The organism is Streptomyces sp. SCPE 10 (assembly GCF_051980735.1).
In the GTDB taxonomy this organism is placed as follows: Bacteria; Actinomycetota; Actinomycetes; order Streptomycetales; family Streptomycetaceae; genus Streptomyces; species Streptomyces misionensis.
The window spans coordinates 7,497,974-7,512,310 of the sequence record NZ_CP197069.1; the positions used below are offsets into that span (position 1 = coordinate 7,497,974).

Here is a 14,337-nt window from a genome sequence, read left to right on the forward strand (position 1 = left end):
GCGCGTAGGGGCCAGGCCCGCGGGCCGTCCCCGCCTGCCGGACCAACCGGGCGGAAGCGGGCGGGTCCGCCCCCGATCCGCGGCGGCTCTGTGATGGGGTGGTGCCCTTCCGGTTCTGCCCGCACGGGGCGAAGGGGTGAGGATGACCGGCAGCGCTGATGCCGCACTCGCCGGGACGCGGGCCGAGCGCTCCCGGCACCTGCCCGGGCACGGTCCCGGCAAACGGGCCGCCGTCCCGCTCGCGGCCGTCGCCGCGGCCTTCACCCTGGCCCAACTGCTCCTGGTGGGGCCCGGCATGGGACTCGGCTGGGACGAGACGGTGTACGTCAGCCAGGTCAGCGCGCACGCCCCCGCAGCCTACTTCAGCGCGCCCCGGGCCCGCGGCATCTCCCTGCTCGTCGCGCCCGTCACCGCGTGGTCGTCCTCGACGGCCCTGCTGCGCTGCTACCTCGCCGTCCTGTCCGGCCTCGCCCTCCACCTGGCGCTGCGCGCCTGGCGCGGACTCTTCCCGGACCGCGTCCTCGCCCTCGCGGGCGCGCTCTTCGCCTCCCTGTGGATCACCCTCTTCTACGGCCCCCAAGCCATGCCCAACTACTGGGTCGCCATCGGGGCGTCGACGACGACCGGGCTGTTCCTGCGCGCGGGCGTGCCGTCCGTGACGGCGCCACCCGCGAGCGCGTCATCCACGGGCCGTGACCGGGCCGCGCTGTGGGGCCTCGCCGCCGGCACCGCGTTGATGGGCTGGATGCGTCCCGTGGACGCGGTCTGGACCGTACTGCCCCTGTTCGCCGTCGCGTCGGCGCGCCGCTCCTGGAAGCGGTCGGCCGCGCTGCTCGTGGGGCTCGCGGCCGGGGTGGCCGAGTGGGTGGTCGAGGCGTACGTGAGCTACGGCGGCCTCTTGCACCGGCTGCACGAGGGCTCGGCGATTCAGGGCGGGCTCGGCTGGCACGTCGCCGTGACCGACCAACTGCGCAGCCTCGGCGGCCGTTCCCTGTGCCGGCCGTGCGCGGGCGCCCTGCCCAGCCCGTTCGTCACCGCCTGGTGGTGCGCGCTGCCCCTGCTCGCGCTGCTCGCCCTGGTTCTCGCGGTCCGCGCCCGGCGCCCGGCGGTCACGGCGCTGCCGCTCGCCTGCGCGGCGTCGGCCGCCTTCCCCTACCTCTTCCTCATCGGCTACGCGGCTCCCCGTTTCCTGCTGCCCGCCTACGCCCTGCTGGCCGTCCCGGTCGCCGCCGCGCTGTCACGGCTCGCGACCGCCCCGCGCGGGCCCTGGCGCCCGGTCGTCCGCACCCTGCTGGGCCTGGCTCTCGCTCTGCACCTCGGCGCCCAACTGAGCGTGCTCACCCACACGGTGCGCGGCACCACCGCCGCCCACCGCGTCTGGTCGCGCACCGCCGCCACCTTGCACCGGGTCGGCGTCCGCGCCCCCTGCCTGGTCACCGGCGACGAGGCACTGCCGATCGCCTTCTACGCCGGCTGCGCCTCGGCCGCGACCAGCGGACCCAACGCCAACTCGACCACCGACGCCATCGCCCGCGCCGCCCGGCGCATCCCGGCGGCCACGCTGGTTCCCGAGGGTGCCCGGCCGCCCGCCTACGCCCGCGACTGGGCGTGGGTCCCCGCCGAGGGCCGGCGGCGGCTGTACTACACGCTGCCGGGGAACGGCGTGTGACGGCGTGGCCTCACGGGGTTTCCGGGGCGTTCGGCGAGGTAGGACACGGAGGAGATCGCGTGCCGACGGAGGGGAAGCAGATGACGGGGAACGACACCGCGGGGCTGCCGGACGAGGCGTTCTTCACGCCGGGGGGTTCGTCCTTCACCGAGTTCCTGGCCGCGCACCGGCCCGGCCTGCTGCCCACCGTGTCCCCGCTGCCCGCCGGGACGAGCGCGGCCCCCGGCCGGTTCCCGCACGGCACCACGGTGCTCGCCCTCACCTACCGCGACGGCGTGCTGATCGCCGGGGACCGCCGGGCCACCATGGGCAACCTGATCGCCCAGCGCGACCTGGAGAAGGTCCACCCGACCGACGAGCACACCGCCGTCGCCTTCGCCGGCACCGTCGGGCTCGCCCTGGACATGGTGCGGCTCTACCAGGTCGAGCTGACCCACTTCGAGAAGATCGAGGGTACGCCGATGACGCTCGCCGCGAAGGCCACGCGTCTCGCGGCCATGATCCGGCAGAACCTCGCCCAGGCCATGCAGGGCCTCGTCGTCGTCCCGCTGCTCGCGGGCTACGACCTGACCGCGCCCGCGGGGGAGGCCGGCCGCATCTTCGCCTACGACGCGGTCGGCGGCCTGTACGAGAAGCGCGGCTTCCACGCCGAGGGCTCCGGATCCCCGTACGCCCGCGGCGCGTTGAAGAAGCTCTACCGGCCGGGCCTGCCGCGCCGCGAGGCCGCCCTCGCCGCGCTCCACGCGCTGTACGACGCCGCCGACGACGACTCGGCCACCGGCGGTCCCGACCTCAACCGCCGTATCTTCCCGATCATTTCGTTCATCACCGAGGACGGCTTCGAACGGCTGCCGCAGTCGCAGACCGAGGAGCTGAGCCAGGAGATGGTGCGCCAGCGCGCGGGCCGCCCGGACGGTCCGCACGTCGAGCCGTAGCCCGAGCGATGTGACCTTCGCACGGCAACGAACAAACCCCGAACACTTCCTGCTCCGGGCAGTGAACGCGAGCGGCGCCGCCGTCTAGATTGCCGTACGGCGGATGAGGCACGGGGGTACCGGCTCGGGGGAGGGTCGCATGCCACCGTCTCCTGGCGACAACGGGGCGACGGCGGTGTGGGCCGAGCCGGCGCCTCGTCCGCCGACACCATGTTCGAGTGCGAACTCCGCCCGCACTTCCAGGCCAGCAAGGAGCGTTCCCGCATGAGACTGACCCGCGCCGCCCTGACCGTCGCGGCCACCGCACTGACCCCGGCACTCCTGCTCAGCGCGCCGGCTTTCGCCGAGGGCACGGCCACCACCACGGCCGTGGCGACGACGGTGACGACGGCGACCGACGTCCCGGTCGGCGACATGTCGGACGACGACCTCCGGGTCGCCGTCCTCCGCATCCTCGGCGTCGCCCAGCAGAACAACGACAAGGCGGTCGTCCGGGCGGCCAACGCGGCGTTGGACGACGGTTCGCCGGAGGCGCTGCGTGCGTTCCTGGAGACGGGTTACCGGCAGGCCCAGGCGGAGGACGACAGGGTCGCGATCGCCCGGATCCTCGGCGTCGCCCAGCAGAACAACGACAAGGCGGTCGTCCGGGCGGCCAACGCGGCGTTGGACGACGGTTCGCCGGAGGCGCTGCGTGCGTTCCTGGAGACGGGTTACCGGCAGGCCCAGGCGGAGGACGACAGGGTCGCGATCGCCCGTATCCTCGGCGTCGCCCAGCAGAACAACGACAAGGCGGTCGTCCGGGCGGCCAACGCGGCGTTGGACGACGGTTCGCCGGAGGCGCTGCGTGCGTTCCTGGAGACGGGTTACCGGCAGGCCCAGGCGGAGGACGACAGGGTCGCGATCGCCCGCATCCTCGCCGACCCGGCCACCAGCCCGGCCCTCCGCGCGGCGGCGGAGAAGGCCCTGGACGACGGCACGCCGGAGGCGCTGCGCTACTTCCTGGAGCACGGGCGCTACGAGGTGGACGCGTAGCGGAGCGGGGCTCCGAGGTCAGCCCACCCGGCGGGGAATGCCCAGCGGGTTGGCGTCCTGGAGTTCCGGCGGGAGCAGTTCGTCCGGCCAGTCCTGGTAGGCGACCGGGACCAGCCAGCGGTCGATCGCCGTGGCACCCACCGAGGTGTGCAGCGGAGCCGTCGTCGACGGCCACGGACCGCCGTGGTGCATGGCCCAGCAGACGGCGACGCCGGTCGGCCAGCCGTTGTGGACCAGCCGGCCCACACGGTGCCGCAGCACCGCGGCCACCCGGGCGGCCGCCGCCGTGTCACCGGCCGTGGCGTGCACCGAGCCGGTGAGGCTGCCCGGGAGGGCCGCCAGGACCTCGGCCAGCGCATCCGGGTCCGGGTAGGTCACCACCAGGCCGGCCGGGCCGAAGCATTCCTCGGCCAGGGTGTCCAGGCGGTCGGCGAAGGACGCCAGGGAACACCGCCACACGCGCGGCGCCACCGCGAAGGAGTCGTCGTTCGCGCCTCCGGAGGCCAGCGGGGCGAGGCCGGCGGCCTCGTCCAGTGCGGCGACCCGGGCCCGGTAGCCGTCCCGCATACCGGCCGTCAGCATGGCTCCGGTCGCGGTGGCGCCGACCGCGGCGGCGACGGCGTCCGCCAGCGGGCCGTCCTCGGGGACGAACAGCAGACCGGGGTTGGTGCAGAACTGGCCGGTGCCGAGGGTGAGGGACCGGGCGTACCCGTCGGCGATCTCCGCGGTGCGTCGCGCGGCGGCGTCCGGCAGGACCACCACCGGGTTGACGCTGCCGAGTTCACCGTAGAAGGGGATCGGTTCGGGGCGGGCGGCGGCGAGGTCGAACAGGGCCCGGCCGCCGGACTGCGAGCCGGTGAAACCGACGGCCTTGACGGCCGGGTGGCGCACCAGCGCGGCACCCGCCTCGAAGCCCGCGACCAGGCCGAGGACGCCGTCGGGGGCGCCGGCGTCGCGCAGCGCCCCGGCGACGACACGTGCGACCGCGACCGAGGTCGCCGGATGGCCCTCGTGCGCCTTGACCACCACCGGGCAGCCCGCCGCGAGGGCCGATGCGGTGTCGCCGCCCGCCACGGAGAAGGCGAACGGGAAGTTGGAGGCGCTGAACACGGCCACCGGCCCGATCGCCTGCCGCATCCGGCGGACGTCGGGACGCCCGGCGGCCGGGTCGGCCGGGGTGAGGACGGCCTGCACATGACCACCGTCGCGCAGCACCTCGGCGAACAGGCGCAGCTGGCCGCTGGTGCGGCCCACCTCGCCGGTCAGCCGCACCTCGCCGAGCGCGGTCTCGGCGTCGGCGACGGCGACGAGTTCCTCGCGGGCCGCGTCCAGTGCGTCGGCGGCGGCGTCGAGGGCCGCGGCCCGGTCGGCGGCGGGCAGCGCGGACCAGACGGGGAAGGCCCGGGCGGCGGCGCGGGCCGCGGCGTCGACGTCCCGCGCGGTGGACACGGGGACCGGGTCGCCGACGGGCTCACCGGTACGCGGGCTGATGCCCCGCAGCGGGGCGGTCGTGGTGTCGGTCATCGGATCGGTCGAACCTCCGGGTCGAACGGCGGGATTCGGGGAAAGCGCGGGGTGGCGGGCCGTGGTGTGCGCGGTGTCAGTCGTCCGGGTCGGCGTCGAGTTCCGGCGAGCAGAAGGCTCCGCCCAGGTAGATCTCGTCCAACGGGTCGTGCCGGCCCTCGAGTTCGCCGGCGAAGCGCTCGGCGTCGTCCCGGGGTTCGTAGCCCAGGGCGCGTGCCTCGTCCAGCGAGAACCAGCGGCGGGTGTTGTCCGAGACGCCCCACACCACGCGGAAGCCGGGCGAGGGCGCCGCGATGAGCGCCTCCATCAGGCGCGCGCAGTCGTCCGGGGACAGCCAGGTGGCCAACTGGCGGGTGGCGATGGGGGTTTCGAAGCAGCCGCCGATGCGGACGCAGACCACGTCCAGGCCGTAGCGGTCGTGGTAGAGGCTGCCCAGGGCCTCGGCGGCCACCTTGCTCACGCCGTAGTAGGTGTCGGGGCGGGGGAAGAGGTAGTCCGGTGCCTCGCCCTCGCCCCGAGGGTGGAAGCCCACCGCGTGGCTGCTGCTCGCGATGATCACGCGGGGCACGCCGGCCCGGCGGGCCGCTTCGAGGACCGTGCGGGTGCCGTTGATGTTGACGTCGAGGATGCGGTCCCACGGCCCCTCGACGCTCAGGCCGCCGAGGTGGATGACCGCGTCGGCCCCGGTGAGGGCCTCGCGCATTCCCGGCAGGTCCGTGACCGACACCTGGACGCACTCCACGTCCTCGCCCTCGGCCGCGTCCGGTACCGGCGCCACGTCGAGCAGCCGCAGTATCCGGCCCTTGCGGGCCAGCCGGGGGCGGAGCAGGGTGCCGACCCCTCCCGCGGCTCCGGTGATCACGATGTGCTGGGTCACTCGCCATCTCCTTTCGGCGGCTCAGGGCCGTCTTGACCGTGCTCCTGACCGAGTCTTACAGTTCGAAGGCAAGTTCGCAAATGTGGAGGCTGTCTACGTATGTAGACGACGGAGGAGTGCCAAGTGCCCATGTTCGACGGCGTGCTGTTCTTTCCGGTGACGCCCTTCACGGCGTCCGGGCAGGTCGACCGGGAGGTGCTCGCCGAGCATCTGCGCCGCGGCCTGGCCGCCGGACCCGGCGGGGTCTTCGTCGCCTGCGGTACGGGCGAGTTCCACGCCCTGAGCCCCGAGGAGCACGGCGAGGCCGTGCGCACCGCGGTCGAGACGGTGGCCGGCCGCGTCCCGGTGTTCGCCGGCACCGGCGGCCCGCTGCCGCTGGCCCGCCGGTACTCGCGTGTCGCCCAGGACGCGGGCGCCGACGGCCTGCTCCTGCTCCCGCCCTACCTGGTCGAGGCCCCGGCGGCCGGACTCGCCGCCTACGCGCGGCAGGTCGCGGACGCGAGCGACCTGCCGGTCATCGTCTACAACCGCTCCAACGCCCGCTTCGACGCCGCCACCGCCGCCGAACTGGCCCGCCACGACAAGGTGGTCGGCCTGAAGGACGGCGTCGGGGACCTGGACCGGCTCTCGCGCATCGTGACCGCGGTACGGCACGAACTCGCGGGCACCGGCAAGCCGTTCCAGTTCTTCAACGGCATGCCCACCGCCGAGGTGACCGTCCCGGCGTACCGCGGCATCGGCGTGGACCTGTACTCCTCCGCCGTCTTCTGTTTCGCCCCGGAGATCTCCAACGCCTTCTACCAGGCGGTCGAGAAGGGCGACCGGCACACGGTGGAGCGGTTGCAGCGGGAGTTCTTCCACCCGCTCGTGGCGCTGCGCGACCTGGTGCCTGGCTACGCCGTCTCGCTGGTCAAGGCGGGCGTGCGGCAACGGGGCCTGGAGGTAGGCCCGGTGCGCGCCCCGCTGGTCGACCCGGCCCCCGAACACCTCGACGCCCTGCGCCGGATCACCGACGCGGGCCTGGCCCTCGTGGAGGACATCGCCCGATGAGCGACGCGATCCGCATCACCGACGTCACCGTGACCCCCGTCGCCTTCCGCGACCCCGCCCTGCTCAACGCCGTCGGCGTGCACGAGCCGTACGCGCTGCGCGCCGTCCTGGAGGTGCACACCGACCAGGGGATCACCGGACTCGGCGAAACCTACGCCGACGAGGGGCATCTGCGCCGGCTGCGGCAGGCCGCCGACGCCCTGGTGGGCCTGGACGTCCACCGGCTCGGCCGGATGCACGCCGTGGTCGCCGCCGCGCTCGGCGGGGACACGGGCAGCGACGGGCACGGCCTCACCGGCATGATCACCACCAGCAGCACGGTGGACCGGGTCTTCTCCCCCTTCGAGGTCGCCTGCCTGGACATCCAGGGCAAGGCGGCCGGACGACCGGTGTCCGACCTGCTCGGCGGCGCCGTGCGGGACCGTGTGCCCTTCAGCGCGTACCTGTTCTACAAGTGGGCCGGGCACCCCGGTGACGAGCCCGACTCGTGGGGCGAGGCGCTCGACCCCGAGGGGATCGTCGCGCAGGCCCGCCGCATGATCGACGAGTACGGCTTCTCGGCCCTCAAGCTCAAGGGCGGTGTCTTCCGGCCCGAGGAGGAGATGGAGGCGGTCCGCGCCCTGCGCGAGGCCTTCCCCGACCGGCCGCTGCGGCTCGACCCCAACGCCGCCTGGACGGTGGAGACCTCCCTGCGGGTGGCCCGCGGACTGGACGGCGTCCTGGAGTACCTGGAGGACCCCACGCCGGGGCAGGAGGGCATGGCCCGGGTGGCGCGCGAGGCGCCGATGCCGCTCGCCACGAACATGTGCGTGGTCGCCTTCGACGAACTCAAGCCCGCGGTGGCCCTGGACGCGGTCCAGGTGGTGCTGTCCGACCACCACTACTGGGGCGGTCTGCAGCGCTCGAAGGTGCTCGCCGGGATCTGCGACACCTTCGACCTGGGCCTGTCCATGCACTCCAACTCGCACCTGGGCATCAGCCTCGCCGCGATGACCCACCTGGCGGCGGCCACACCGAATCTGACGTACGCCTGCGACACCCACTGGCCCTGGAAGACCGAGGAGGTCGTCGCGCCCGGCGCGCTGGAGTTTCGCGACGGCTCCGTCGCCGTGCCCACCGCGCCCGGCCTCGGCATCGAACTCGACCGGGACGCGCTGGCCCGCCTGCACGAGCAGTACGTGTCCTGCGGCCTGCGCAACCGCGACGACACCGGTTACATGCGGCGGATCGACCCGTCGTACGAGAAGAAGGTCCCCCGCTGGTGAGGGCCCCGGCCCCGGGCCGGTGAGACGAAGGCTCCCCGCCGGTGGGACCGACGGTGCCCCGCCGCCGGCCGGCGGGGCACCGGCCGGCGGACGCGCGTCAGCGGATGCCGTCGCGGCGCAGGGTCTGGGCCAGCGCCGCGGCGTGCCTGCTCACCGCCTCGGCCACCCGCTCGACCTCCTGGTCCGTGGCGTGGTCCAGCGGGATCGAGCAGCTGATCGCGTCGGTCGCCGGGATGCGGTACGGCACCGCCGCGGCGACACAGCACAGCCCGGGGGTGTTCTGCTCGCTCTCCAGCGCCCAGCCACGGGTGCGCGTCTGCTCCAGTTCCTCCCGCAGCTCCGGGCGCCGGGTGACCGTGTGCGGGGTGAGCGCGTCCAGCCGCTCCGGCAGCAGCCCGTCCACCTCCCGCGCGGTCAGCTCGGCGAGCAGCGCCTTGCCGAGGGCCGTCGCGTGCGCCGGGAGCTGCCGGCCCACCCGGGAGGTCAGCCGGCGGGAGTCCGTGGCCTCACGGGTGGCCAGGTAGATGACGTTGGAGCCGTCCAGCCGGGCGTAGTGGGTGGTGTAGCCGACGTCCGCGCGCAGTTGCTCGATCTGCCGCACCGCGTACGGCAGCGCCGGGTCCCGGTCCAGGTACGCCGTCCCGCACAGCAGGGCGCGCGGGCCGATGCCGAAGCCGGCCGCCTCGCCGCCCTCCTCGACCTCGATCCACTTGAGCCCCACCAGGGTGCGCAGCAGCGCGTACAGGCTCGAACGCGGGTATCCGGTGCGCTCCTGGAGCTGGCCCAGCGTGAGCCGCTCCGGAGAGGCCGACAGCACTTCCATGATCTGGACGGTGCGTTCCGCCGACTTCACCGGCCCGCGGGCGCCGTCGCCCGTCTCCGCCATTGGTGCCACCCCATTCACCTGTCTCTGCCCGGCCGCCGCGCCGTCCCCGACCGCGGCCGGCGCCCCTCGCCATACCGGAGACGGGGCTGTGCGCCCGTCGCGTCAACGAAAACATCCCGAAACATTGACCGCCCCTGTACGCCAGGCTAACGTGCGCGCTGAAAAGCATGGATGAGAACTGAGTCTACATATGTAGACGGCGTGGTCAAGTCGAGCTTTCGTCCATGCAGGGAGGTCCCGGCACCGCCGACGCCCCGCCTCCGCTTCCCACCGCTCGCTACTGCCGACGCGCCGTCGGTATCGAGGAGTTCGCATGGCTTGGCCGGACTGGGTGGCCCTCGGTGGCTACTTCGTGGTGATGCTGCTCATAGGTCTCTGGTCGCACAGGCGCGTCAGCGACGTGAGCGACTACTTCACCGGCGGCGGCCGGATGCCCTGGTGGCTGTCCGGCATCTCGCACCACATGTCGGGGTACAGCGCCGCCGTCTTCGTCGCCTACGCGGCGGTCGCCTACAGCTACGGCATCACCATCTACGTCTGGGCGTTCCTGCCGCTCGCCGTCGCGACCGGTGTCGGAGCCTGGCTGTTCGCCCCGCGCTGGAACCGGCTGCGCCGTCGGTACCACGTGGCCTCGCCGCTCGAGTACCTGTCCCGGCGGTACAACGTCGCCACCCAGCAGGCGCTGGCGTGGAGCGGTGCGCTGCTCAAGGTCTTCGACGTCGCCGCCAAGTGGGCCTCGGTCGCCATCCTGCTGAACGTGTTCACCGGGGTCTCGCTCAACATCGGCATCCTGATCACCGGTGTCGTCACCCTCGTCTACTGCACGGTCGGCGGCCTGTGGGCGGACGCGCTCACCGACTTCGGCCAGTTCGTCATCCAGGGCGTCGCCGCGCTGTCCATGGTGATCGTCACCCTGGACCACGTCGGCGGCCCCTCCGGGCTCGGCTCCCTCTGGGACCGGCTGCCCGCCGGCCACACCCACCCGCTGGTGGGCCCGTACACGGCCGGCTTCCTGACGGCGTACGTGGTCGTCAAGCTCTTCGAGTACAACGGCGGCATGTGGAACCTGGCCCAGCGCTACATGGCCACGGACTCCGCCCCCGCCGCCAAGCGCTCGGCCGTCCTGTCCGCGGTGCTCTACCTGATCTGGCCCGCCGTACTGCTGTTCCCGTCCGTCGTCGCTCCGGTGCTGATGCCGCACATCGCGGACCCGCAGCAGGTGTACGCGCTGATGGCCGAGAACCTGCTGCCGGCCGGCCTGGTCGGTCTGACCCTGGCCGGCATGTTCTCGCACACCATGGCGATGGCCTCGTCGGACGCCAACGCCATCGCCTCCGTGGTCGTCCGGGACATCATCCCGGCCGTCGCCCGCAAGGGCCGGGCGCTCGGCGCCAGGACCGGACTGCTCGCCGCGCGTGTCTGCACGGTCTGCTTCATCGCGGTGAGCATGGTGGTCGCCATGGAGGCGCGCCACTTCGGCGGGCCGCTGGGCATCATCACCGCTCTCGTCGCCGCGGTGATGGGGCCGATCTCCATCCCGATGCTGCTCGGTCTGCTGCCGGCGTTCCGCCGCTGGGGCTCCCTGGCCGCGCTGATCTCCTGGGCGTGCGGCCTGGCGAGCTTCGTCGTGGTCAAGTACGTCATGGACAGCACCGACCAGACCCTCACCATCGCCACGCCCCTGGTGACCTCCCTCGCCCTGTACCTGGTCGTCGGCCTGGTCTTCCCGCAGCCGTCCACGGTCGCGGACGAGATCACCACCGCGGTGAGCGGCACCGACGCCGTTCGGGCGCCGAGGGGCCCCGCGGACCCCACCGGGGAGTCGCTGGCCGCCGCGACGGACTGACCATGACCGGCTGACCCCGCCCGAGGGGGCGTCGGCCGCACCGCCCGGCCCCCGGTCGCCGTCCGGGAGCCGTCGGGACGCCAGGCACCATCTGCCGCCCGGCATCCCGGAGTTGACGGCGACGAGGGGTCAGCTTCCGGGGCGGGTGAGGTCTTCCACGTCGGGTGTCCCGGTGACGGTGGCGACGGCGCTTCGCAGGGCGTCGGCCAGTTGGCCGGCCTGTTCCCGGGTGTACCAGGCGCGGGGCTGGACGAGGTCCAGGCAGACGGCTTCGCGGTGGCGGGTGACGAAGAGGGTGGGGAGCGGGCCGGGAGGGATGGTGAGGACGAACGGGCGCGTGGCGGTCAGTCCGCCGGGCAGCGCCGGGGGAGTGCAGTGGTGGGTCACGTTGCTGACGGCCACGGTGAGGGCGGCGGAGGCCAGCCGGCCGAGCATCCGCGCGGTGGCCAGGTACTCCAGTTCGGCGTGCGCGGCACCGAGGGAGTCCCGCACCTGACGGCTGATCTGCCCGGCGAGGACGCCGGCCGGCGTTCCGGGCCCGACCAGGGCGGTGGCGGAGGTCGTGGCGGCGGCGAAGGCGAACTCGTCGGCCGGCAGCGGGGGTCGCAGCCGCGACCGGAGGTCGACGGGGATCAGACAACTCTGCCGCAGCGGGCCGTCCTCGGGGGAGAGCAGGCCGCGGACGGCCGTCATCGCCAAGGCGCAGACGAGGCTGTTGACGGTCGCCCGCGAACGGCGTGCCTGCTGGATCAGTGACCGGGTCTGCTCGGCGGACAGGGCGAACCGGTGGCGGTGGGCTCCATGGGCCGGGCCCGGCCCGCCGTCGCGGGCGGCGCGCGGCACCAGGGCGGCCGACCGCGCGTCCAGCCGTGCCGACCACTGGGTGGCGTAGGCGGCGATGTCCGCGGCGCCGTACCGCTCGTGGAGCCGCTCCTCCACGGGCCGCGGCAGCTCAGCGGGTGCGGAGGCCCTCGCACCCGCCCCCTCGGCCAGTTCCCGGCAGATCGACCACAGCCGCCTGTGCAGTGCCATCAGACAGGCGCCGTCGCTGACGGCATGCCAGGCGAGCAGGGTGAGGGTGTGCCGGTCCCGGGCCTCGCGGTGGAGCAGGACGCGCAGCACCTGATCGCCGGGCCGCAGGGAGGCCGCGTCCTGCGGCGCCCAGCCGACGGGCGCGAGGTCCAGGCCGACGGGCGCGTCGGCGAGGTCGCGCCGCAGCACCGGACCGCCGGGTCCTTCGACGACACGAGCCGCGAGTACGGGCGTCCGGCGCGACAGTTCGCGGACGGCGGCCCGCAGCAGCTCCACGTCCAGGCTCCCGTGCACCGTCCAGCCGGCGGCGACGGGGTTGCCGGCCAGGGCCATCGCCGCCTCGCTGGGCGCCAGCGCTCGTTCGAGGATCAACTCCGCCTCCTGCGCTCGTCCGCGGCACCGGTCGGCCCGTGCGCCGGCCGGTAGGTGGGAAGTCGACCACGGCGCCGGCCGCGAGGGGAGGTGTCATACCCCGCGCACAGTCGCGCACCGGCCGGCGGCCGGGTCGGCGCGGTACGTGTCAGGGGGGCACCATCCCGGTGGTGACCTGGTCGTACCGGACGAGATGAGGAGTGAACGAAGAGGGGGGACATCTGTCCTTCGGCGCCCTCGCCCGCCAGGCCCCGGCGCGGCACCTCACGCCGGGCGTGCTCCGCCTCGGCGGTGAGGGTCCTCGGTCGCGTCTGTCTCCAGCGGCCCCTCGGCTCCGTCGGACGGATCGGCCGGACCCGGTACCGGGGCGCCGGGGCCGAGCCGGCCGGGCAGGTACCGGGCCGCCACGGCACCGCACGCCCAGAGCCAGCCCACCGCGAACAGCCAGCCGCCCACCACGTCGGTGAACCAGTGCACGCCCAGGTAGATCCGGGTCAGCCCGACCGCCACCGCCCAGCAGGCGGCCAGTGCCATCAGCGCGCCCCGGCCGCGCGGGGAGCGCAGGTACAGCGCGGCGATCAGCAGTCCGGCGGTCATGGCCGACGTGGTGGTGTGCCCGGAGGGGTACGACCAGCCGGAGGCGAGCGCCTGCCAGTCCGCGTGCGGTGGCCGGGGCCGGCCGACCAGGGCCATCACTCCGTACCGGGCGACCTGCCCCAGGACGAGGCAGCCCAGCGCCAGCAGCACGGCGGTGCCCCGCTGCCGTCGCGTACGGACCGCGATCACGCCCGCCAGCGCCGCAAGGGCGTACGGCACGAGCCCGGTGCCGGTGTCGGTCAGCCCCCGCGCCACGGCCGCCGCCACCGGTGGCCGGTGCGCGAGGGACCAGGCGTGCAGGCCCCGGTCGGGGGCCGGCGGGGCGCCGTGGCCCAGGACCACCAGCACGGTCAGCGCGGCGAAGGCCGCCCAGGCGACCAGCCCCACGAGGCCCTTGCGGCTCACCGAACCGATCACGCCCGGGACACCCCTCGGCACGCGGTGGGCCTCACGGCGTCTCCTTCGCCGCCCTGCGCGAGCGCAGCACCTCCGCGGCGAGCGGGACGAGGGAGATCACGACGATCAGGGCGATCAGCGGCAGCAGGTACTTGTCGACGTTCGGGATCGAGGAGCCCAGCGCGTACCCGCCCAGCGTGAGACCGAGGCTCCAGACCAGCCCGCCGGCCACCTGCCACACGGTGAACGTGCGGGTCGGCACGCCGAGCGCGCCCGCCATCGGGTTGAGCACCGTGCGCACCACCGGCACGAACCGGGCCAGCACGATCGCCTTCGCGTGGCCGTAACGGTCCAGCAGTTCCTCCGCGCGACGGGCGCCCTCGCGCAGTTTCGCCGAGCGGGTGCGGGCCAGCAGCGCGCCGCCCGCCTTCCGGCCGATCAGGAACCCGCACTGGGCGCCCACCAGCGAGCCCAGCGCCGCCGCGACCAGCAGCGGTCCGAGCGAGAGGTGCAGCCCGCGCTCGGCCGAGCCCGTGCACAGCAGGCCCGCCGTGAACAGCAGCGAGTCCCCGGGCAGGAAGAACCCGATCAGCAGACCCGTCTCCGCGAAGAGCACCACACCGACGCCGAACACGCCGAAGGCGGCCAGCAGCGAGTGGGCGTCGAGCACGTTGACCGCGAGCTGCGATGCCAGATGTGGGGGAGTGGCCATCGCCGCACGCCCTTTCCTTCGACTTGCCTCGACAACATGTGACTACACATTTGTAGACGGTAGCCCGTCGTGCCGACGAACACGAACAGGGATTCCTGCCCGGGCTTTGCCCGGCGATTGCCGGTTGATGACCGGATACCTACG

The 14,337-nt window shown here is 73.9% G+C and carries 12 protein-coding genes; 6 read left to right on the forward strand and 6 right to left on the reverse strand.

Translation table 11 applies throughout. The annotated features are described in order from the left end of the window. Window positions 1–142 precede the first annotated feature (142 nt). The 3 genes from ACSP97_RS34065 (at window position 143) to ACSP97_RS34075 (ending at window position 3,636) form a co-directional block, all read left to right on the forward strand. Complete coding sequence (locus ACSP97_RS34065) at window positions 143–1,669, forward strand: hypothetical protein (RefSeq protein WP_440555782.1); 1,527 nt, start codon at window positions 143–145, stop codon at window positions 1,667–1,669. Between the two features lie 80 nt (window positions 1,670–1,749). Next, the gene (gene prcB, locus ACSP97_RS34070; protein ID WP_440558514.1) at window positions 1,750–2,604 is read left to right on the forward strand and encodes a proteasome subunit beta; all 855 of its coding nucleotides are present in this window, start codon (window positions 1,750–1,752) and stop codon (window positions 2,602–2,604) included. Between the two features lie 264 nt (window positions 2,605–2,868). Further along, a complete protein-coding gene (locus ACSP97_RS34075) occupies window positions 2,869–3,636 on the forward strand; it encodes an ALF repeat-containing protein (protein ID WP_440555783.1) in 768 nt (255 codons plus the stop codon). Window positions 3,637–3,654: 18 nt separating this feature from the next. On the opposite strand, the gene ACSP97_RS34080 is transcribed toward ACSP97_RS34075, so the two are convergent. Continuing rightward, entirely contained in the window at window positions 3,655–5,160 is a 1,506-nt protein-coding gene (locus ACSP97_RS34080; protein ID WP_440555784.1) for an aldehyde dehydrogenase (NADP(+)), read from the reverse strand. 76 nt (window positions 5,161–5,236) lie between these two features. Continuing rightward, window positions 5,237–6,037, reverse strand: coding sequence for an NAD-dependent epimerase/dehydratase family protein (locus ACSP97_RS34085; protein WP_355330991.1), 801 nt, complete (start codon window positions 6,035–6,037; stop codon window positions 5,237–5,239). A gap of 129 nt (window positions 6,038–6,166) precedes the next feature. Between ACSP97_RS34085 and ACSP97_RS34090 the strand changes: the two genes are divergently transcribed. Next, window positions 6,167–7,087, forward strand: a complete 921-nt coding sequence (locus ACSP97_RS34090) for a 5-dehydro-4-deoxyglucarate dehydratase (RefSeq protein ID WP_382015294.1) — start codon at window positions 6,167–6,169, stop codon at window positions 7,085–7,087. Beyond that, on the forward strand, window positions 7,084–8,352 hold the full coding sequence (locus tag ACSP97_RS34095) for a glucarate dehydratase family protein (protein ID WP_391869258.1): 1,269 nt from the start codon (window positions 7,084–7,086) through the stop codon (window positions 8,350–8,352). Before ACSP97_RS34090 ends, ACSP97_RS34095 begins: the two co-directional genes overlap by 4 nt. A gap of 97 nt (window positions 8,353–8,449) precedes the next feature. Here ACSP97_RS34095 and ACSP97_RS34100 read toward each other — a convergent pair whose 3' ends face one another. Continuing rightward, complete coding sequence (locus ACSP97_RS34100) at window positions 8,450–9,238, reverse strand: IclR family transcriptional regulator (RefSeq protein WP_440555786.1); 789 nt, start codon at window positions 9,236–9,238, stop codon at window positions 8,450–8,452. Window positions 9,239–9,551: 313 nt separating this feature from the next. On the opposite strand from ACSP97_RS34100, the gene ACSP97_RS34105 reads away from it, so the two are divergent. Next, window positions 9,552–11,084, forward strand: a complete 1,533-nt coding sequence (locus ACSP97_RS34105) for a sodium:solute symporter family protein (RefSeq protein WP_440555787.1) — start codon at window positions 9,552–9,554, stop codon at window positions 11,082–11,084. Between the two features lie 129 nt (window positions 11,085–11,213). Here the strand turns inward: ACSP97_RS34105 and ACSP97_RS34110 are convergent, their stop codons facing one another. The 3 genes from ACSP97_RS34110 to ACSP97_RS34120 all read right to left on the reverse strand — a co-directional run bounded on the left by ACSP97_RS34110 (window position 11,214) and on the right by ACSP97_RS34120 (window position 14,193). After that, window positions 11,214–12,488: a phthiocerol/phthiodiolone dimycocerosyl transferase family protein gene (locus ACSP97_RS34110; protein ID WP_440555788.1), complete on the reverse strand. Its 1,275-nt coding sequence runs from the start codon at window positions 12,486–12,488 to the stop codon at window positions 11,214–11,216. Window positions 12,489–12,752: 264 nt separating this feature from the next. Further along, on the reverse strand, window positions 12,753–13,502 hold the full coding sequence (locus ACSP97_RS34115; protein WP_440555789.1) for a phosphatase PAP2 family protein: 750 nt from the start codon (window positions 13,500–13,502) through the stop codon (window positions 12,753–12,755). 31 nt (window positions 13,503–13,533) lie between these two features. Further along, window positions 13,534–14,193 carry a DedA family protein gene (locus ACSP97_RS34120; protein ID WP_355155523.1) on the reverse strand — a complete coding sequence of 220 codons (660 nt, stop codon included), beginning with the start codon at window positions 14,191–14,193 and terminating at the stop codon, window positions 13,534–13,536. Window positions 14,194–14,337 lie beyond the last annotated feature (144 nt).

What these genes read in the sequence shown, in the direction of transcription:
- ACSP97_RS34065 (WP_440555782.1), top strand. Translation starts at nt 143, where the DNA reads ATGACCGGCAGCGCTGATGCCGCACTCGCCGGGACGCGGGCCGAGCGC.
- prcB (WP_440558514.1), top strand. Translation starts at nt 1,750, where the DNA reads ATGACGGGGAACGACACCGCGGGGCTGCCGGACGAGGCGTTCTTCACG.
- ACSP97_RS34075 (WP_440555783.1), top strand. Translation starts at nt 2,869, where the DNA reads ATGAGACTGACCCGCGCCGCCCTGACCGTCGCGGCCACCGCACTGACC.
- ACSP97_RS34080 (WP_440555784.1), bottom strand. Translation starts at nt 5,160, where the DNA reads ATGACCGACACCACGACCGCCCCGCTGCGGGGCATCAGCCCGCGTACC.
- ACSP97_RS34090 (WP_382015294.1), top strand. Translation starts at nt 6,167, where the DNA reads ATGTTCGACGGCGTGCTGTTCTTTCCGGTGACGCCCTTCACGGCGTCC.
- ACSP97_RS34095 (WP_391869258.1), top strand. Translation starts at nt 7,084, where the DNA reads ATGAGCGACGCGATCCGCATCACCGACGTCACCGTGACCCCCGTCGCC.
- ACSP97_RS34100 (WP_440555786.1), bottom strand. Translation starts at nt 9,238, where the DNA reads ATGGCGGAGACGGGCGACGGCGCCCGCGGGCCGGTGAAGTCGGCGGAA.
- ACSP97_RS34105 (WP_440555787.1), top strand. Translation starts at nt 9,552, where the DNA reads ATGGCTTGGCCGGACTGGGTGGCCCTCGGTGGCTACTTCGTGGTGATG.
- ACSP97_RS34120 (WP_355155523.1), bottom strand. Translation starts at nt 14,193, where the DNA reads ATGGCCACTCCCCCACATCTGGCATCGCAGCTCGCGGTCAACGTGCTC.